The 19,813-nt window shown below is 45.5% G+C and carries 18 protein-coding genes, 9 tRNA genes and 1 riboswitch; of the genes, 22 read left to right on the top strand and 5 right to left on the bottom strand.

The window, feature by feature from the left end:
* The first annotated feature begins 18 nt into the window (after positions 1-18).
* A complete protein-coding gene (locus OJ16_RS12100) occupies positions 19-1,788 on the top strand; it encodes a PglL family O-oligosaccharyltransferase (RefSeq protein ID WP_040990996.1) in 1,770 nt (589 codons plus the stop codon).
* 69 nt (positions 1,789-1,857) lie between these two features.
* Here the strand turns inward: OJ16_RS12100 and OJ16_RS12105 are convergent, their stop codons facing one another.
* Positions 1,858-2,979, bottom strand: a complete 1,122-nt coding sequence (locus tag OJ16_RS12105; protein ID WP_040990999.1) for a pyridoxal-phosphate-dependent aminotransferase family protein — start codon at positions 2,977-2,979, stop codon at positions 1,858-1,860.
* A gap of 155 nt (positions 2,980-3,134) precedes the next feature.
* Positions 3,135-3,314: riboswitch (Lysine riboswitch) on the top strand.
* Between the two features lie 128 nt (positions 3,315-3,442).
* On the opposite strand from OJ16_RS12105, the gene lysC reads away from it, so the two are divergent.
* Complete coding sequence (gene lysC / locus OJ16_RS12110) at positions 3,443-4,795, top strand: lysine-sensitive aspartokinase 3 (RefSeq protein WP_040991001.1); 1,353 nt, start codon at positions 3,443-3,445, stop codon at positions 4,793-4,795.
* A 72-nt stretch (positions 4,796-4,867) separates the two neighbouring features.
* On the opposite strand, the gene OJ16_RS12115 is transcribed toward lysC, so the two are convergent.
* Both OJ16_RS12115 and OJ16_RS12120 read right to left on the bottom strand, forming a co-directional pair.
* On the bottom strand, positions 4,868-5,983 hold the full coding sequence (locus tag OJ16_RS12115; RefSeq protein ID WP_173425001.1) for a PilT/PilU family type 4a pilus ATPase: 1,116 nt from the start codon (positions 5,981-5,983) through the stop codon (positions 4,868-4,870).
* Between the two features lie 17 nt (positions 5,984-6,000).
* Positions 6,001-7,032, bottom strand: a complete 1,032-nt coding sequence (locus tag OJ16_RS12120; protein ID WP_040991003.1) for a type IV pilus twitching motility protein PilT — start codon at positions 7,030-7,032, stop codon at positions 6,001-6,003.
* 24 nt (positions 7,033-7,056) lie between these two features.
* Between OJ16_RS12120 and OJ16_RS12125 the strand changes: the two genes are divergently transcribed.
* The 7 genes from OJ16_RS12125 to hemW are packed head-to-tail and all read left to right on the top strand — an operon-like array spanning position 7,057 to position 11,779.
* Entirely contained in the window at positions 7,057-7,773 is a 717-nt protein-coding gene (locus OJ16_RS12125; protein WP_040991005.1) for a YggS family pyridoxal phosphate-dependent enzyme, read from the top strand.
* Positions 7,774-7,821: 48 nt separating this feature from the next.
* Complete coding sequence (proC, locus tag OJ16_RS12130) at positions 7,822-8,640, top strand: pyrroline-5-carboxylate reductase (RefSeq protein ID WP_040991007.1); 819 nt, start codon at positions 7,822-7,824, stop codon at positions 8,638-8,640.
* Between the two features lie 41 nt (positions 8,641-8,681).
* A complete protein-coding gene (locus OJ16_RS12135) occupies positions 8,682-9,239 on the top strand; it encodes a YggT family protein (RefSeq protein ID WP_040991009.1) in 558 nt (185 codons plus the stop codon).
* Positions 9,239-9,529 (top strand): DUF167 family protein YggU, encoded by a 291-nt coding sequence (gene yggU, locus OJ16_RS12140; protein WP_040991010.1) that lies wholly within the window; start codon positions 9,239-9,241, stop codon positions 9,527-9,529. The genes OJ16_RS12135 and yggU overlap by 1 nt, the downstream gene beginning before the upstream one ends.
* A 30-nt stretch (positions 9,530-9,559) precedes the next feature.
* Positions 9,560-9,991, top strand: coding sequence for a DUF4426 domain-containing protein (locus OJ16_RS12145; protein ID WP_040991012.1), 432 nt, complete (start codon positions 9,560-9,562; stop codon positions 9,989-9,991).
* Between the two features lie 12 nt (positions 9,992-10,003).
* Positions 10,004-10,600, top strand: coding sequence for an XTP/dITP diphosphatase (locus tag OJ16_RS12150; RefSeq protein ID WP_040991014.1), 597 nt, complete (start codon positions 10,004-10,006; stop codon positions 10,598-10,600).
* A 3-nt stretch (positions 10,601-10,603) separates the two neighbouring features.
* Entirely contained in the window at positions 10,604-11,779 is a 1,176-nt protein-coding gene (gene hemW / locus OJ16_RS12155) for a radical SAM family heme chaperone HemW (protein WP_040991016.1), read from the top strand.
* Positions 11,780-11,870: 91 nt separating this feature from the next.
* Here the strand turns inward: hemW and glsB are convergent, their stop codons facing one another.
* Positions 11,871-12,791, bottom strand: coding sequence for a glutaminase B (gene glsB, locus OJ16_RS12160; protein ID WP_040991093.1), 921 nt, complete (start codon positions 12,789-12,791; stop codon positions 11,871-11,873).
* A 138-nt stretch (positions 12,792-12,929) separates the two neighbouring features.
* Complete coding sequence (gene trmB, locus OJ16_RS12165) at positions 12,930-13,649, bottom strand: tRNA (guanosine(46)-N7)-methyltransferase TrmB (RefSeq protein WP_040991018.1); 720 nt, start codon at positions 13,647-13,649, stop codon at positions 12,930-12,932.
* A 173-nt stretch (positions 13,650-13,822) separates the two neighbouring features.
* Between trmB and mutY the strand changes: the two genes are divergently transcribed.
* From mutY to OJ16_RS12230, 13 genes are all read left to right on the top strand, one after another.
* Complete coding sequence (gene mutY, locus OJ16_RS12170; protein ID WP_040991020.1) at positions 13,823-14,875, top strand: A/G-specific adenine glycosylase; 1,053 nt, start codon at positions 13,823-13,825, stop codon at positions 14,873-14,875.
* Positions 14,876-14,891: 16 nt separating this feature from the next.
* Entirely contained in the window at positions 14,892-15,164 is a 273-nt protein-coding gene (locus OJ16_RS12175; protein ID WP_040991022.1) for an oxidative damage protection protein, read from the top strand.
* Positions 15,165-15,239: 75 nt separating this feature from the next.
* Positions 15,240-16,376 (top strand): membrane-bound lytic murein transglycosylase MltC, encoded by a 1,137-nt coding sequence (gene mltC / locus OJ16_RS12180; protein ID WP_040991095.1) that lies wholly within the window; start codon positions 15,240-15,242, stop codon positions 16,374-16,376.
* Between the two features lie 102 nt (positions 16,377-16,478).
* Positions 16,479-16,554: transfer RNA gene (locus tag OJ16_RS12185), tRNA-Phe, on the top strand.
* A 53-nt stretch (positions 16,555-16,607) separates the two neighbouring features.
* Positions 16,608-16,683, top strand: a tRNA-Thr gene (locus tag OJ16_RS12190).
* 7 nt (positions 16,684-16,690) lie between these two features.
* Positions 16,691-16,766, top strand: a tRNA-Phe gene (locus tag OJ16_RS12195).
* A 39-nt stretch (positions 16,767-16,805) separates the two neighbouring features.
* Positions 16,806-16,881: transfer RNA gene (locus OJ16_RS12200), tRNA-Asn, on the top strand.
* Positions 16,882-17,376: 495 nt separating this feature from the next.
* Positions 17,377-19,002: a methyl-accepting chemotaxis protein gene (locus OJ16_RS12205; RefSeq protein WP_040991024.1), complete on the top strand. Its 1,626-nt coding sequence runs from the start codon at positions 17,377-17,379 to the stop codon at positions 19,000-19,002.
* Between the two features lie 222 nt (positions 19,003-19,224).
* A tRNA-Phe gene (locus OJ16_RS12210) sits at positions 19,225-19,300 on the top strand.
* 50 nt (positions 19,301-19,350) lie between these two features.
* Positions 19,351-19,426 (top strand) — tRNA-Thr (locus OJ16_RS12215).
* A gap of 19 nt (positions 19,427-19,445) precedes the next feature.
* Positions 19,446-19,521 (top strand) — tRNA-Asn (locus OJ16_RS12220).
* Between the two features lie 43 nt (positions 19,522-19,564).
* Positions 19,565-19,640: transfer RNA gene (locus OJ16_RS12225), tRNA-Thr, on the top strand.
* Positions 19,641-19,655: 15 nt separating this feature from the next.
* Positions 19,656-19,731, top strand: a tRNA-Asn gene (locus OJ16_RS12230).
* Positions 19,732-19,813 lie beyond the last annotated feature (82 nt).

Raw genomic sequence — 19,813 nt, forward strand, 5'->3', positions numbered from 1 at the left:
TAGAAGTGATCCTGCATTATGGCAACCCTACATGTGACTGGTACTCAGTTAGAATATCAGCCTCCTCGGCTACCTTTGATTCGCCCTTTTCTTATTTCTATCGGGCTTATTTTCATCGTCGCCATGCATTTTTTCATGCCGAACCCTGGCGGTTCAGGTTTAGCACTTTCCTTCAATGCCACCACTTGGATCGCTTTTGCCGCCAGTATTGCCATTGGTCTATATCAAATCGGCACGGAAGGTAAAATTCGCTACAACAAACTCACCATTGTCTTATTTATTTCATGCCTAATGTTAACCGCTCCCGCTCTCTACCCTGATGCGGAGTTTTTATTAGTGATGAATCGATTAACTGGCCTATGGTTTGGTTTTTCCTTATTTGTTGTCCTGCAACAATTCCGCTTTAGCAACCGTCAAAAACAACGCCTTTTATGGTTTATTGTCATCGCGGTAGCGATGCAAGCCGTACTAGGTTGGGTGCAATATACCGTGTTACAGCCCGGTAATTTTATGGGTTATAACACCCAGTCAAATCGCCCATACGGAATATTTCAGCAAGTGAATGTCATGGCGAGTTTTTTGGCCACAGGCCTAGTCATTTCTGGCTATCTTCTGGCTCGTCAGCCGACAAAATACCAACATAAATTGAGCGATGTGAGCTTGCTCTACATAATGCCGGCTCTCACGATTCCTTTGCTCATTGTGATTGCATCACGAACGGGCTGGTTGGCGGCCATTATTGCGGTTCTACTGGTCATTCCCTACCTTTATCGCTTTGCGACACGCAAACGTATTATCGGTTGGTGCTTGTCTGCTTTTGCGGGCGTCATCATCGGTTTTTCCGCGCCATCGGTATTCAATCCTAACGGCCAATATGTCATTGCCGCAAAAGCGAACCTTGAAAGCCCACGAGGTTATACCTTTCCTCAAACCTTAGACATGTTTGTTGAGAAACCTTTTACCGGATACGGGTATGGCGATTTCGAGTCTGACTATATGTTGTATACGGCAAGACAGCATCAGCTCAATGCCGATTACCATGTGGGTTTACCATCAATGGATCACCCACATAACGAAGTACTTTACTGGGCAGTAGAAGGTGGGTTGCTACCGGTTTTAGGCATTGCATTAGCCGCATTATTTGTTCTGATTCGAATCTATCAAACCAAAAAGGGCACTCGACTGGCAATGTTTGCACTGTTTGTGCCTATCGTCTTACATAGCCAACTTGAATACCCTTTCTATCACTCGATCATCCATTGGATCACCTTTATTGTTTTGCTGTACTGGGTTGATCAGCGAGCCAACTCGTATCGTATTGCTTCATTAAGTCGCCTAAGCCAAACATTGCTTAGAGTATTAAGCTTGGTCACTCCGATTCTCGTGACGGCTTACATGTTAAGTTCACTGCATACAAACTACGTTTTGACCAAGTTTGAACTTTCTAAACCGCAGGATCCGGACATTCTCAAGCAAGTGACGAACCCGGTCGTTTGGAAGGATCGCTATGATTGGGATGTGTACAATACCTATCTAAATGTGGGGCTGATGACACAAGATCCACAATACATTCAACCCTATATCGATTGGTCATTGGACATCATCAAACACAAGCCACGACCTGCGTTTTATAACAATCTCATTCTGGCTTACCAAGGCATGGGAGAGGCACAAAAAGCCGAACAAATTCGCAGTGAAGCGAAGTTCCTCTTTCCCAAAATAGACTTTGATAAAGTGCAGTATATTGCACCAGATATTGATGCGTTAAAACCTTCCGCAGCACAATAGAAAAGAGCGGCCGCAATGGCCGCTCTTTTACTCTCTTCACTTAAGAAAATCGGTTTCAATCAACCTTGATTACTCAATCATTGACTCTTCTAATGCCCGTAAACACAAAGCGACGTTTTCTTGCCTAGCCCCATATCCCATCAAGCCAATGCGCCACGCCTTTCCTGCTAACACACCTAAACCAGCACCAATTTCTAAGTTATAAGTCTCTAACAAATGACGTCGTACGTTCGCCTCATCGATGCCTTCCGGCACATAAATCGCGTTCAATTGAGGTAAACGATAAGCCTGATCTACAACAAAGGTGAAACCCAATTTTTCTAAGCCTGTTTTTAATTTTTCATGCATTTGTTGATGACGATACCAAGCATTTTCTAATCCTTCTTGATGCAACATGAGCAAGGCTTCATGCAATGCATATAAGCTATTTACCGGTGCGGTATGGTGATAGCTGCGTTTCCCCTCGCCACTCCAATAACCAAGTACCAAGCTTTGATCAAGAAACCAACTTTGTACGGGCGTACGTCGATTCTGTATTTTTTCTATTGCTTTGGCCGAAAAAGTTAATGGAGCAAGCCCAGGCGTACAAGACAAACACTTCTGACTGCCCGAATAAACCGCATCCAACTGCCATTCATCCACTTTGAGTGGTACACCGCCCAATGATGTCACCGCATCCACAATGGTTAATGCGCCGTATTCCTTCGCAAGAGTACCAATGGCTTGAGCATCTGACAGTGCCCCCGTTGATGTTTCTGCATGCACAAAGGCCACTATTTTCACCTCAGGATGATCAATCAATGCTTGCTTGACCTTCGCAACAGAGACCGGAGATCCCCATTCATCATCCACCGTGATCGCTTGCCCACCAGCACGCACAACATTTTCTCGCATACGCTCGCCAAAAACGCCATTTCGGCAAACGATCACTTTATCCCCAGCTTCGATTAGATTGACAAAACACGCCTCCATCCCTGCACTTCCAGGAGCAGAAAGAGCGATCGTAAATTCATTCTCGGTTTGAAATGCATATTTTAAGAGTTGCTTTAGCTCATCCATCATGCCGATAAAAAGAGGGTCTAAATGGCCGATGGTTGGGCGGCTCAATGCTTGTAAAACTTGAGGTGAAATATCAGAAGGTCCAGGCCCCATCAGTATTCGATGTGGGGGCATAAAACGGGTTATAGTCATCATCACTCCTAGCGGTAGGTCATGGTTATTCAAGCCTTATTTACCATAGAGCAACGCCTCAAAAACAACAATTGGCCATAAGTCTAGTTCGCTCCATTTTTGTTATATATGTAAATTATTCATTGACTTTGATCACATAAAAACGTTCAATATTTAGTCACAGAAGAGGAGCACTGCCTAGGTAGATGCATTGTGGAGCCACAACTCCAATACGATGCGTTGAAGGGAGAGCAGTGCCGAGATTGCGCTAATTTGTTGGATTAGAGCAGTCGGTTGACTTGAGTTGATTCTCATCAATTGTCATCAGTAGCATCTGATGAAGCGCTTCTGAGGTAAACGTTGAACCACAAAAACTTGCCTCTTTATTCCGCTCTAAAACTCTCTTCTCGTTTGAATTTTCAAACACAAAAACATCGGACGTTGGAACACCAACAACAATTTAGGAAGTCGTGGGAGATATACTGTGAGCTCTTTTAATGTCGCCAAATTTGGCGGTACTAGTGTCGCAAACTTTGAAGCAATGAGTCGTTGTGCGACCATCATCGAAAACAATCCGAGTACGCGTTTAGTGGTTAGCAGCGCCTGCTCTGGAGTCACTAACCTATTGGTTGAACTGGCAAACGGAGTGCCAGAACAACAAGCAAGAAATCAAATCTTGATCCATATCGCAGACATTCATGAAGCGATACTGACTCAGCTGAAAGACTCAGCTGAGACTTCAAAAAACATTCACGCAATTCTCGATACCGTAGCAAACCTCGCTGAAGCCGCCTCAATCCAAGCCACCGATAAATTAACCGACCACCTAGTCGCGTGTGGCGAACTGATGTCGACTCACCTGCTCGCACAACTGATGAGAGAACGCGGTATCAATGCGGTCCGCTTTGATATTCGCCAGGTTTTGCGTACCGATAATACGTTTGGCCAAGCGGAACCAGACGTTGAAGAAACGGCAAAATTAGCGCAGCAGCATCTCATGCCGTTATGCCAAGACTCTGTGGTAATAACGCAAGGTTTTATCGGCTCAGATGCACAAGACAACACGACAACTCTTGGCCGTGGTGGCAGTGACTACAGTGCCGCGCTCATTGCAGAAGCAGTGAAAGCAGAAGGTCTTGAAATTTGGACCGATGTTCCCGGCATTTACACCACCGACCCTCGCATTGCCGAAAAAGCGTCACCTATCCCTGAAATTAGCTTTAGCGAAGCCTCAGAAATGGCCAACTTCGGTGCGAAGATTTTGCACCCATCGACCTTGGTTCCTGCGCTGCGTCATGATATTCCAGTCTTTGTCGGCTCATCAAAAGAACCGGAGAAAGGCGGTACTTGGATTCGTCATCAAGTACAAAGCTCACCACTGTTCCGAGCATTGGCATTGCGCTGTAATCAAACGATGGTGACACTGCACAGTGCAAACATGTTCCATGCTTATGGCTTCCTCGCCAAAGTATTTGAAATTTTAGCCAAGCACAAAGTGTCGGTTGATCTCATCACGACCTCAGAGATCAGCGTGTCACTCACATTAGATCAAACAGGCACATCAGGGGGCGCCCCACAACTACCCGCAGAAGCGCGTAAAGAATTAGAAGCGCTATGCACTGTGGAGATAGAGCATAACCTGTGCCTCGTTGCTCTGATTGGTAACAACATGAGTGAGAGCCGTGGCTACGCCAAACAAGTCTTTGGCACGCTGGAAGATTTTAATTTACGCATGATTTGCTACGGCGCAAGCCCGCACAATTTATGCTTTTTGCTGCATGAGTCCGTCTCGCGTCAAGCGATTCAAAAACTGCATCAAGAACTTTTCGAACATTAATACCGGCAAAAAACAAAAAACCGAGCCAAGGCTCGGTTTTCTTTTTCTTCGACACAATTCGTTCTCAATCGCTTAATTCATATCAATTTTAACGTCAGCTAACGAACGATTCGCATAGTGATCACCGCGCTGCGTTTTCAGCATAATGCGCAAATCATTGGCAGAATCAGCACTGTGCAAAGCATCTTCTTCATTAATTTTACCTTCAACCACCAGCTGAAATAACGACTGGTCAAACGTTTGCATGCCCACTTGTTGAGATTTTGCCATCGCCGCTTTGATCTCATGTAATTCCCCACGACGAATCAAATCGGCCACTCGAGGACTGTTAAGCAAAACCTCAAAAACACCATGGCGACCTTGACCATTTTTATCTCGTAATAGTTGCTGGCCAACAATCCCTTTTAAGTTCATCGATAAATCAAATAAGAACTGCTCTTTCTTCTCTTTAGGCACCAAATGCAAAATACGCTCTAGCGCTTGGTTGGCGTTATTAGCATGCAATGTCGCCATACATAAATGCCCCGTTTCAGCAAAGGCCATCGCGTATTCCATTGTTTCACGGCTGCGAATTTCCCCAATCAAAATCATATCTGGCGCTTGGCGTAATGAGTTTTTCAATGCCACTTCATAACTTTCCGTGTCCAGCCCAACTTCACGTTGAGTCACAATGCAACGTTGATGTTGATGAACAAATTCAATCGGGTCTTCCACCGTTAGAATATGGCCAGAACGGTGATTATTTCGATACCCCGTCATCGCCGCCATGGTGGTCGATTTACCGGACCCTGTCGCACCGACAACCAATACCAGTCCTCGTTTCGCAATGGACAAATTTTGCAAGATGCCCGGCAAATTCAACTCTGAAAACGTAGGGATCGTCGTCTCAATACGTCGAATAACCGCTCCGGGTAATTCTCGCTGAAAAAATGCCGAGACACGAAAGCGGCCATAATCCTTCACGACAGCAAAGTTCGCCTCTCGACTCTGCTTGAAATCTTTTTGACGCTCAGCATCCATGATCGTTTCAAGCAAGGCGATAACACTTTGCTCTGTCAGAGCTTCACCGTGAGCCCGCATTTCTCCGTCGACACGGTAGAGGACCGGAGCCCCCACGGTAATGTACAAATCCGACGCTTTTTTCGCATTCATTTCGAATAAGAACTTATCCATCTGCTCTGTTTGCATAGTTTAAAATCCCTACTTTAGAATGCCATCGACCCAATTTTTTGCTCAACCTCACTCGGTTCAACTAAGCCCCTAATAAGCAACTGCTTAGCATTTTGCTCCATGGTTTGCATGCCTTGCGAGGCACCGGTTTGAATCACCGAATACATTTGTGCGACTTTATCTTCACGGATCAAGTTACGAATCGCAGGCGTTGCCATCATAATTTCATGACACGCGACGCGACCACCACCAATGCGTTTCAACAATTTCTGCGCGATAACCGAGCGAAGAGATTCAGACAACATCGAACGGACCATGTCTTTATCGCTACCAGGAAAGACATCAATAATACGGTCAATCGTTTTGGCCGCCGAACTGGTATGCAAGGTGGCAAAAACCAAGTGCCCCGTTTCTGCCGCGGTCAAAGCAAGACTGATCGTTTCTTGGTCACGCAATTCACCCACCAAAATTACATCTGGATCTTCACGCAGCGCACTGCGCAGCGCCGCTTTAAAGCTGTGCGTATCGCGGTGAACTTCACGCTGATTGACCAAGCACTTCTGATTGGTATGGACAAATTCAATCGGGTCTTCAATCGTCAATATATGCTTATTATGATGACGGTTTATGTAATCCACCATTGCAGCCAAGGTCGTAGACTTACCCGACCCCGTCGGCCCAGTAATCAAAATCAACCCTTTTTCCAAGTTGGCGATTTTTTCAAAAATAGGCGGTGTATCCAGCTCTTCTAGAGTAGGAATCTTGGATGGGATAGTACGAAACACTGCCGCGCTGCCACGAGACTGATTAAACGCATTCACACGAAAACGGCCAATGTCTGGCAGTTCAAATGAAAAATCGACTTCTAAGTGCTCTTCAAATTCGCTACGCTGAGCATCATTCATGATTTCAAAAATTAACCGATGCACGTCAGAATGGCTAAAAGCTGGGATTCCTAGCTTGCGAACTTCACCATCAATACGCACCATCGGAGAAACACCCGCAGAAAGATGTAGATCTGATGCATTATGTTTTACACTAAAATCCAGTAACTCAGCGATATCCATTAAAATTCCTTAAAAAAGTAAGCTATGAGTAGTATTCAACAAAACATTGAACAGATCACCTCACAGATCTCTAATGCACAGCAAAAATGTGGCCGTGTTCAAGAGTCCGTGCAACTTCTCGCCGTAAGTAAAACCAAACCGAATCAAGCTATCCTTGATGCTGCATTAGCAGGACAAATTCAGTTTGGTGAAAATTACGTGCAAGAAGGTGTCGATAAAGTCAGCTACTTTTCCGAGCATCATTCGAATTTGGCGCTTGAATGGCACTTTATTGGCCCGATTCAATCCAATAAAACACGCCCTGTTGCGGAGCACTTCGATTGGGTTCATACCGTAGATCGCGCAAAGATCGCCCAACGATTAAGCGATCAACGCCCAAGTCAATTGCCGCCGCTACAAGTGCTGATTCAAGTCAACACCAGTGGAGAAAGCAGCAAGTCAGGCATTGAAGAACATCAAGTGTTTGAGCTAGCAGCATTGATTTGTACTCTACCAAACCTCACGTTAAGAGGATTGATGTCTATTCCGGCCGATGTGCCCGATTACGCGTCACAATTACACGCATTCAAACAGCTGGCTGAACTTAAACAATCGTTGTCAGAGCGTCACCCAGAGTTAAACCTTGATACTCTCTCAATGGGAATGAGTGGTGATATGGAAGCGGCGATTGAAGCAGGTAGCACCATGGTACGTATTGGCACCGCCATTTTTGGCGCACGAGATTACGCCAGTAAAGCCTAATCAATAACAATTAGTAACACATAACTATTACCTATTTAGGAAGTCATCATGGAACATAAGAAAATCACCTTTATTGGCGCAGGGAACATGGCGCGCTCTATCATTGCTGGACTCGTAGCAAGTGGCTACCCTGCCCATTTAATTACCGCGACCGATCCCAACCAAGAGCAACGTGATTTTCTTTCGAACCAATATGGCATCAATACCGAAGCTGACAACGCACTTGCGGCGCAACAAGCTGATGTGGTGGTACTCGCGGTGAAACCACAACTGATGGAACTTGTTGGCGAAGGCATGCAACGCGTTAACTTCTCTCATAAATTGGTCATTTCAATTGCGGCGGGTATCAGTGCCGAGCGTTTGAATGCGATGTTCGCAGCAGAACTGATCCTAGTTCGTGTGATGCCAAATACACCGGCACTTGTCAGCCAAGGTATGAGTGGGCTTTACGCGCCTGAGAATGTCTCAGCGCAAGAACGTCAATATGCGGCCGACCTGATGGGCGCCGTCGGTAAAGTCTGTTGGGTTGAACAAGAGTCAGGCATCAATAATGTGATTGCCGCCGCAGGCAGTGCTCCGGCCTATTTCTTCCTATTTATGGAAGCAATGCAAGCAGAAGCCATCGCACAAGGTTTTGATAACGACACCGCCCGCCTTCTGGTACAACAGTCAGCACTCGGCGCAGCAGAAATGGTGATTGCGAATCCACAAATTGAGCTTTCAACGTTGCGTGAACAAGTGACATCAAAAGGCGGCACGACCGCTGAAGCAATTCGTACTTTCAATGAACACCATTTATCGGATATCGTAGCCAAAGCCATGCAAGCGGCCGTTATTCGCGCTCAAGAAATGGAAAAATTATTTTAATAAGCAGAGCCAATAAGGCTCGATTGATTTAAGGGCAACCTATGAGTTCACTCAGTTTCTTAATTTCCACCGTGTTTGATTTATACATTATGGTGGTTCTTTTGCGTCTTTGGCTACAAGCGACACGCGCCGATTTTTACAACCCGTTCTCACAGTTTATTGTTAAAGCAACTCAACCTGTTGTCGGCCCTCTGCGCCGTATCATCCCATCAATAGGCAGTGTTGATCTCTCAACGGTTCTATTTGCTTACGTGCTGTGTGTGGTCAAATTTGTTGCGGTAATTCTGGTTGCGTCCAATGGTTCGGTCGCATTCAGTGCGGACTTCCTGTTCCTTGGTGCACTATCGCTCGTGAAAGCGGCGGGTGGCCTGTTGTTCTGGGTATTATTACTGCGCGCAATTCTAAGCTGGGTAAGCCAAGGTCGTAGCCCAGTTGAATACGTATTCCATCAATTAACCGAGCCAATGCTTGCGCCTATCCGTCGTATTTTGCCTGACATGGGCGGGTTTGATCTCAGCGTGCTGGTTTTATTTATCGTGCTGCAATTCGCGAACTTCCTGATGGGCGATATCATCGGCCCTATCTGGTACCAGTTATAGTGTCAGCTGCGGTTTGGAAAGAAGGCGAAGACATCGTGCTGCGCCTTTATATTCAACCTAAAGCAAATCGAGATAAGATCGTCGGTTTGCATGGTGAAGAAATCAAAATCGCCATTACCGCACCGCCAGTGGATGGCAAAGCCAATGCGCATTTAACAAAATATTTGGCAAAACAATTTAAAGTGGCTAAGGGATTGGTCAATATTGAAAAAGGCGAACTCGGACGGCATAAACAAGTCCGTATCGTCACACCAAGCCAAATCCCTGCTGACATTGAAGCCATCTTATGATGGCTTTTTCTTTATCTCAGGAGTCTCACCATGAAAAAATACCTCTTTGCACTGCTTGCAAGTAGCCTTTCAATACCCAGTTTCGCCGGTCAATTCGTCACAATAAAAGATGTCGAAGCGCATTACTCGGCGTTTAATTCCACTTTTCTTACCCCGCAAGTCGCACGCAGCTACCAACTGAAACGCAGTGGCTACAGCGCGATTTTAAATCTCAGCTTGCTTGACCGTTCACAACTGGGTAAGCCCGCCATCAGCGCTATAATAACCGGCACTGCAAAAAATTTAATTGGCCAAACTCGCGAGCTAAACTTTAGGAAAGTAGAAGAAGCCGATGCGATATACTATTTAGCTGAATTTGCTATCAGCGAAGAAGAAAATATTCGCTTTAATATCGATATCGATGCTGGCAATAAAGGCAAAGGCACTTTAAAGTTCACCCAGAAATTTTATGTTGAAGAGTAGGTAGGACAAAGCATGAGCAAGATTGTATTAGCGACAGGTAATCAAGGAAAGGTACGTGAAATGGCTGACCTGTTGGCCGATTTTGGTTTTGACGTATTTGCTCAAAGCGAATTGAATGTCGTTGATGCTGATGAAACCGGCACCACTTTTATCGAAAATGCGATCATTAAAGCACGTCATGCCGCGGCTGAAACAGGCCTTGCAGCGATTGCCGATGATTCGGGTCTTGAAGTCGACTTCCTACAAGGAGCGCCGGGTATTTATTCTGCTCGTTATGCCGGTGATGGCGCGACAGATCAAAACAATATCGATAAGCTGCTCAAAGCAATGGCTGACGCACCTGAAGACCAACGCACCGCTCGCTTTCACTGTGTCCTCGTATTTATGCGCCATGCTGCCGATCCAACCCCTATCGTTTGTCACGGTAAATGGGAAGGCAGTATTCTGACCGAAGCGCAAGGCGAAAATGGCTTTGGTTACGACCCAATTTTCTATGTTCCGGAAGATCATTGCTCCTCCGCTCAGCTTGAGCCTACGCGTAAAAAACAGCTTTCTCACCGTTCAAAAGCATTGCAAAAACTCTTTGCTGCTTTAGCTGAGCAGCGCTAATTTATGCACTTAATTCCACCGGCACTCAGCTTATACATCCATATTCCATGGTGTGTACAAAAATGTCCTTATTGCGATTTTAACTCTCACGCATTGAAAGAGACGATCCCTGAAGATCACTACATCGATGCATTGTTAGAAGATTTAGATCGCGACATCAGTAAATATCAACTCAATGCTGCGCCAAGACCATTGCACTCGATTTTTATTGGTGGTGGCACACCAAGTTTGATTTCTGCGCAAGGGATCGAACGCTTGCTCAAAGGAGTCGAGCAACGTATTCCATTTAAACCCGATATTGAAATTACCATGGAAGCCAACCCTGGCACCGTCGAAGCAGAACGCTTTGTCGGTTACAAGGCAGCAGGCGTCACACGTATTTCAATTGGTGTACAAAGCTTTGCCGAAGATAAGCTTGTCAGCCTAGGGCGAATCCATGGCAAACAAGAGGCGCTCAATGCCGCTCATTTAGCGCATACCATTGGTTTGAATAGCTTCAACCTTGATCTTATGCACGGCCTACCCGATCAAACCATCGAACAGGCGCTAGCCGATTTGGATCAAGCCATTGCATTGAATCCCCCACACTTGTCTTGGTATCAGTTAACGATTGAGCCTAACACCATGTTCTATTACAAGCAGCCAACCCTGCCTGATGATGATGAACTGTGGGATATCTTTGAGCGTGGCCATCAAAAACTCACCGCAGCGGGTTACGTTCAGTATGAAATTTCTGGCTACAGCAAAGTGAATTATCAATGCCAGCACAACCTCAACTATTGGCGTTTTGGTGATTACCTTGGCATTGGTTGTGGATCGCATGGCAAATTGAGCTTTAGTGATGGCCGTATTATTCGCACCACCAAAATCAAACACCCCCGTGGGTACTTGATGGCGCACCAAAATATGGTCAAACCCTATTTGAGTGATGAATTTGAAGTGCCGATGGCAGACCGACCGTTTGAGTTCTTTATGAACCGCTTCCGCTTAATTGAGTCTTGCCCGAAACAAGACTTTATCGACACCACCGGACTACCACTAAGCTCGATTCAAACCACGATTGATTGGGCCCTAGAGCAGCAATACCTATCAGAGACGGAAACGCACTGGCAGATCACAGAGAAAGGAAAATTATTCCTCAATGATTTGTTAGAAGCCTTTATGGCAGAAGAAGATTAGCGAACGGATCTCCCATCAATCGCTCTAAAAATAAAAAAAGGTTGGCACACGCCAACCTTTTTCTCATGACAATCTCTAACGATTATGTTCGTTAAAAAATCGAGCGCCCAATACGTTCAGACAATAGCTCTAACGCTTGCGTGCCAGGAAGTGAGTTACCCGAAGGATCCAACTCCGGTGACCAAACGGCAATCGTCATTTCGCCAGGTACGATAGCAATAATACCGCCACCCACGCCTGATTTACCCGGCATACCGACGCGATAAGCGAACTCACCGGCACCGTCATACAAACCACACGTCGCCAACAATGCATTCAATTGCTTGGTTTGCATCGGCGTAATGATTTGTTTGCCCGTCTGCACTGACACCCCTTTGTTTGCTAAATAGCTAAACGTTTTGGCCAGATCCACACAACTCATTTTCATCGCGCAGGCATGAAAATAATTGTTCAGCACGGGGATTACTTCATTCTCAAAATTGCCAAATGCACGCATCAGGTAAGCAATTGCCGCATTTCTATCGCTATGCATCATTTCTGAGGCGGCGACCACCTTGTCGTAAACGATATGGCTTTCACCCGATAACTGACGCACAAAATCCAACAAACGCTGTCTAGGCGCAGAGAGGCGGCTATGGAGCATGTCTGCCACAATGATCGCGCCCGCATTGATGAAGGGATTTCGAGGAATCCCCTGCTCCATTTCAAGCTGAATCATTGAATTAAACGCTTGGCCAGATGGTTCTTTCCCAACACGAGTCCAAATTTCTTCAGGCTTATAGAGAGACATCGCGAGCGTTAAACTGAGCGCTTTGGAGATGGATTGAATCGAAAACCCCTCATCGGCATCGCCCGCTTTAATCACTTCACCTTGGTTGGTATAAACCGCGATCCCAAGCTTAGTATTCGGCACTTTCGCCAATGCTGGAATATAATCTGCGACTTTCCCTTGTCCTATTAAAGGACGAACTTCTTCCAAGATGTCCGCCAGAATCTCATAGGTTGGTTTCATCATGACCTGCTTATGCTTGTTGTATGAACCCAAAAATTTGGGGATTTTTACGGTCAAAAAAGCCAACATGATTATGTTGGCTTTTTATCTATATTTTACACCTAACATGGCTAGGTATAGAGCGATATTAGAGACAAATTACGCAGTGCGTTTGTATTTAATATCCCAAACGCCATGGCCTAAACGGTGGCCGCGCGCTTCAAATTTCGTCAGAGGACGCTCGTCTGGACGAGGAATGTAATCACCGTCAGTTGCAATGTTCGCAAAACCTGGCGCTTGATTCATAATCTCAATCATGTGCTCTGCGTAGTTTTCCCAGTCCGTCGCCATGTGGAAAATACCGTCTTCCAATTGCAGCTTTTGGCGTACCATTTCAGCGAAATCAAGCTGTACGATACGGCGCTTATGGTGACGTTTTTTATGCCATGGGTCAGGGAAGAACAATTGCAGCGTGCTTAGACTGCTGTCAGGGATCATGTTTTCAAATACTTCAACCGCATCGTGACACATAACGCGTAGGTTAGTAATGCCCGCTTCACGAGCGTCAGATAGACATGCACCCACACCAGGACTGTGTACTTCGATACCGAAGAAGTTTTTCTCAGGTGCATTTTTTGCCATTTCAACTAATGACGCACCCATACCAAAACCAATTTCCAATACGACAGGGTTGTCATTACCGAACACTTCTTGCCAGTTTAGTTGCGTATCTTGATAATCGATACCCATCGTCGGCCAGCAATCTTTCATTGCACTTTCTTGACCTTTAGTCAGACGACCCTCACGACGCACAAAGCTACGTATTCTGCGGATCAACTTACCTTCGTCATTGTATTCGTTCGTAGTCACTTCACTCATGATTTTGCCTGTTTAAAAATTGGTCTCGATACAAAGGGACTGTGATTATCCAAAGAATTGTCACTGGTGCAAGCATTTCTCTCTAAAACCACACACTTTATTGGTTGTACTTTACCCATAATCTATGGTGCAATTTTAGTCCAATAATCGAATAAATAAGAATCGAGCACGCCGTGACGCCTTTTGCCCAAGCCATTTTAAAGTGGTATGACGCTTATGGTAGAAAGAATCTACCATGGCAACAAAACAAAACCGCCTACAGCGTATGGCTGTCGGAGATCATGCTGCAGCAAACCCAAGTTGCGACCGTCATTCCTTATTTTGAGCGTTTTCTGGCGCGCTTTCCTACCGTGATTGATCTGGCCAATGCAGAACAAGATGAAGTCCTGCATCTGTGGACAGGGCTTGGGTACTACGCACGCGCACGTAACCTGCATAAAGCAGCGCAGATCGTCGCCAGCGACTATCACGGCGAATTTCCAACCGATATCGAAGCGCTCAACGCCCTACCCGGTATTGGTCGCTCAACCGCCGCCGCGATCCTCTCTTCCGTCTACAAACAGCCGCATGCGATCTTAGATGGCAATGTGAAGCGTACTTTAGCAAGAAGCTTTGCGGTAGAAGGTTGGCCAGGACAAAAAATGGTTGAAAATCAACTTTGGCAATATGCGGAACAGCACACTCCGAAACAAGACACCGATAAGTATAATCAGGCGATGATGGATATGGGCGCCATGGTTTGTACCCGCAGTAAACCGAAGTGTACCTTGTGTCCAATAGAAACCTTATGTCTTGCTAATAAACAGGGTAACCCGCTCGACTATCCCGGGAAAAAACCGAAAAAAGAGAAACCCGTTAAAGAAACGTGGTTTGTCATGCTGCACTGCAACGGGCAAGTGTGGCTCGAACAACGACCACAATCCGGCATTTGGGGAGGCCTATTCTGTTTTCCACAACACGATCACGCCGATATTGCAGAGCCATTGGATCAACGCCAGATCAATGTTGATCACGTAATGAGTCAGCAAACCTTAATCGCTTTTCGTCATACTTTTAGTCATTACCATCTCGATATTACGCCTATTTTGCTGGATCTATCAAAACAGCCTGACGTGATAATGGAAGCAAGCAAAGGTCTTTGGTATAACTTATCTCAACCGGAAGAAGTTGGCCTAGCGGCACCAGTAAAACAGTTACTGCAAAGCTTGCCTTATGAACTTCGTTAGTTAAAAGGAATCTATTATGAGCCGCACTGTATTTTGCGTTCGACTACAACAAGACGCTGAAGGTCTTGATTTTCAACTTTACCCGGGCGATCTGGGCAAAAGAATTTTTGACAATATTTCAAAGCAAGCATGGTCAGAGTGGCAACACAAACAAACCATGCTGATCAATGAGAAGAAATTGAACATGATGGACCCAGAGCACCGCAAACTGCTCGAAACAGAAATGGTTAACTTCTTATTTGAAGGTAAAGACGTGCATATTGAAGGCTACACACCGCCAAGCGCATAACGTTACGCCAAAAGAAGTGTAATGGCACCCCAGCTCTCTGCGGTGTCATTTTTTGTATTTGTAGTTAGGGTACTCATGAGAAAACTCGCCTATTTTTTTACCGCGCTGATGCTGGTTGGCTGTAGCCGTGAATTTGTCGAAAGCTTTTACGACGTCAATTACGAACCCTCAAACCGTTTTGCTAAAAATCTCGCTCAACTTCCTGGCCAGTATCAAAAAGATACTGCGGCTCTAGATGCCTTGATTAACAGCTTTTCGGGCAATATTGAAAAGCGCTGGGGCAGTCGTGAAATTAAAGTGGCGGGTAAAAATAACTACGTTAAATACATCGATAATTATCTCAGTCGTTCGGAAGTTGATTTTCAAAAAGGCACGATCATCATTGAGACCGTTTCTCCGACCGATCCTAAGCTGCATTTAAAAAATGCCATTATGACGACGTTACTGACCCCTGACGATCCTGCTAACGTCGATCTATTCTCATCAAAGGACATCACGTTAGAAGGGCAACCCTTTCTTTATCAGCAGGTGGTCGACCAAGACAATAAAGCAATTCAATGGTCATGGCGTGCGAGCCGTTTTGCGGATTATTTGATTGCCAACCAACTAAAAGTAAAAGATGTCGACTTTAAAAAGGCCTACTACGTAGAAATTCCGCTGGTAGAAAACCAAGTGGAGATCCGCAGTTATCAATACGCCGACATCGTGCGTCGTGCGTCGCAAAAATACGATATCCCGGAAGACCTAATTTACGCCATCATCAAAACAGAAAGCAGCTTCAATCCTTATGCGGTGAGTTGGGCTAACGCCTATGGTTTGATGCAAGTCGTGCCCAAAACCGCCGGTCGCGACGTATTCAAGCTAGTGAAAAAGCGTTCTGGTGAGCCAAGTCCGGAATATCTGTTCAATCCAGAAAACAACATTGATGCCGGAACGGCTTATTTTTACATCTTAAAAAATCGATATTTGAAAGATGTACAGCATCCACTCACACTTGAGTACACCATGATCTCAGCCTATAACGGTGGAACTGGTGGCGTTTTGAACACTTTTAACCGTAGTAATCGAAAACAAGCGATGCACGACATCAATTCTTTGCAGCCAAATCAGGTTTTTTGGGCGCTTACCAATAAACATCCCAAAGCTGAGGCTCGCCGCTACCTAGAAAAAGTTACAAAATTCAAAAAGGATTTTAACTCCGGCAAAACTTAATTGTGACTTTTGAGCGAAAACCGAGCAAACAACCACTCTTTTTAATTTTTTTTAAAAAACACGTTGACGTAGAGGCCGAAAATACGTTTAATACGCTCCGTTGCCCGGATAGCTCAGTCGGTAGAGCAGAGGATTGAAAATCCTCGTGTCGGTGGTTCGATTCCGCCTCCGGGCACCACAATTTGATTGTTGGTGTCTTAGACGTCAACACGTAAGCAAAGAATTTAGTGTGCCGACTTAGCTCAGTAGGTAGAGCAACTGACTTGTAATCAGTAGGTCACCAGTTCGACTCCGGTAGTCGGCACCATTCTTTTGCCTCGATAGCTCAGTCGGTAGAGCAGAGGATTGAAAATCCTCGTGTCGGTGGTTCGATTCCGCCTCGAGGCACCATTATTTGGTGCTTATCTCGCAAGAGATGACACAGATAATTCCCCCTTAGTTCAGTCGGTAGAACGGCGGACTGTTAATCCGTATGTCGCAAGTTCAAGTCTTGCAGGGGGAGCCACTTTAAGAAAACCGTATCGCAAGATACGGTTTTTTTTTCGTCTGTAGAAAAGCGTTCCTTTGATTCATAGCACTTCCCTTTCCTCCAATACGTCAGCGCATTCAATACCACTCTATTGATTAAGCCGAACGTTAATCGAAACATGCCACAAAAGTAAAAACACGCAATCAACAATTTTAACCCGCAAGAATGCTAAAGACTTATGTTGATTGGTATAAATACACATCCATCCTAAAAAAATCGCATCTCTGGCCGCTATAGCTTTAAACAATATCATCGCCTCATGCAAATGAGGGGTCATTGATGTGATTTCGCCATGCCCTTTCGGTCATCATTTTGATGTCGTAAGAAGTCAATCTTCGCTTATTCCGACGGTTTCTTCTGTCTTTGCAAAACACGGCATGGCATCAAACAGTGATCACATTAAACAACATATAAAGTCACACCTATCTAGTGATGTGGCGTATCTCTATCGACGTAACTTTACGAGGGCGTATGAAACTCAAAACTCAAGCTTACATTCTGTCAGGCATCATTTTAACGGCACTATTGGCTCTGACAGTCACGGGCTTATGGACACTACGTGTTGCCAGCAACCTGGATAACAAAGCGCGCGTCACTGAACTTTTTAAAAGTGCATACAGCATTTTGACTGAAGTCGAACAGATGGCCGTAGAAGGCGCATTAGAAGAAGACGAAGCAAAAGCACTCGCCACTCGCCTACTTCGTAATAATATCTACAAAGACAACGAATATGTTTACGTAGCCGATGAAAATATGTTTTTCGTCGCAACGCCACTTGATCCTCAGTTACACGGCACCAGCTTTAATGACTTTAGAGACGGTTCAGGTAACAGTGTGGGCCAGTTAATTCAGCGTGAGCTCGGCCATACCACCAATCAAATCGTGGAATACACTTGGACGCAGCGATTAGAAGACGGCACCATCGAAGAAAAACTGTCCATCGCCGAAAAAACGCCTCATTGGGGCTGGGTTGTTGGTACCGGTATTGGCTTTAATGAAGTGAACGCTCGCTTTTGGTCTACCGCTCAATGGCAGCTACTGCTTTGTTTCGCTGTCGCATCAGGCATTTTGGGCGTGCTGATTGTCTCTATTCGTAAGATGCTGGCGTTATTGGGGGGCGAGCCTCAAGATGTACGCAACGCAGTACAAGCTGTCGCACAAGGCGATATACAAGCCTCATTCGAACAACCGGCACCAAAAGGCAGTATCTATGAAGCCGTGCAGCAAATGAGTTTGTCGCTCGCGCAATTGGTGAGCAACCTTGACGCTTCGATGATTGCTCTACGCCAAGAACTCGCCAATGTTGAAGATCGCGCAGGCTCAATTTCCAGCCTGACGGAAACACAACAGCAATCTACCGAAATGATTGCAACTGCAATGACCGAAATGGCCTCATCAGCGACCAATGTGGCTGAATCCGCCAGCGACACAGCGCGCAACACGGATGAAGCGGATAAGCAGAGCCAACACACTCAAACGCTGATCCATAATACCGTTGATAATATTCAAGGCTTAGCCACTCAACTGGGGACGGCTAGCCAAGCGGTGGCCGATCTAGACAGTGATGTAAACAATATCGTTAAAGTGTTGGATGTGATCGGGGATATTGCCGAGCAAACCAACTTACTCGCACTGAATGCCGCGATTGAAGCGGCACGTGCGGGCGAACAAGGCCGAGGTTTTGCCGTTGTTGCGGATGAAGTGCGTAACTTAGCAGGACGCACGCAATCCAGTACCAAAGAAATCCAACAAATGATCGCGAACCTACAAGCTGGCTCTCGAAATGCGATTCATACCATGGAAGTGTGTGCGGAAACGAGCCAAAGTACGGTTGTCGAATCACAAAATGCATCGGAAGCCCTGCAACAAATCGTGATTGCACTGGAGTCGATCAGTCAAATGAGCCACCAAATCGCCACGGCAGCAGCGGAACAAACTCAAGTCGGTGATGATATTTCTAAGCGCATTAATATGATTGAAGAAAGCGGAAACCAACTCAGTAACGTGGTTACCGAGAGTCATAACAGCACTCAGACCCTCACTTCTCTTGCAAATGAACTAGAAAATTGGGTAAGCAAGTTTACTGTTAAATCATAATTACGACCTTAAACCACCAAAAGCACGCGTTAATGCGTGCTTTTTTTCGGCCTTAAACAAATTAACCCCCCATTTTTTTACTACGAATACACAGCTAAATGTGCCTTTGAGGGGCACAAATGACTAAAAACACCCCATTAAGTATAGAAAATCAGCAAACGATATTTTTTTTGCATTTTAATGTTGACCTAAAACGCGAAAAGCCGTTTAATACACCTCGTCGCCCGGATAGCTCAGTCGGTAGAGCAGAGGATTGAAAATCCTCGTGTCGGTGGTTCGATTCCGCCTCCGGGCACCACAGTTTATTTGTTGGTGTCTGAACGACAACAACATGAAAGAATATAGTGCGCCGACTTAGCTCAGTAGGTAGAGCAACTGACTTGTAATCAGTAGGTCACCAGTTCGACTCCGGTAGTCGGCACCATTATTCTTTAACGTACAATTCCCTTTTAGTTCAGTTGGTAGAACGGCGGACTGTTAATCCGTATGTCGCAAGTTCAAGTCTTGCAAAGGGAGCCACATTGCATTGATAAGCTTTTTAGCTTGTTAATAAAAAATACGTGCCGACTTAGCTCAGTAGGTAGAGCAACTGACTTGTAATCAGTAGGTCACCAGTTCGACTCCGGTAGTCGGCACCATAAATAAAAACCGATTCCCTTTTAGTTCAGTCGGTAGAACGGCGGACTGTTAATCCGTATGTCGCAAGTTCAAGTCTTGCAAAGGGAGCCACATTTTAGAAAGCCTCATCTTCGGATGAGGCTTTTTTTTGTCTGTCATTCCAGTACCGCCACTCAGAGTCATCCTCTAAAGA

Origin of the sequence: Vibrio renipiscarius, from assembly GCF_000827885.1 — a bacterium.
GTDB classification, from domain to species: domain Bacteria; phylum Pseudomonadota; class Gammaproteobacteria; order Enterobacterales; family Vibrionaceae; genus Vibrio; species Vibrio renipiscarius.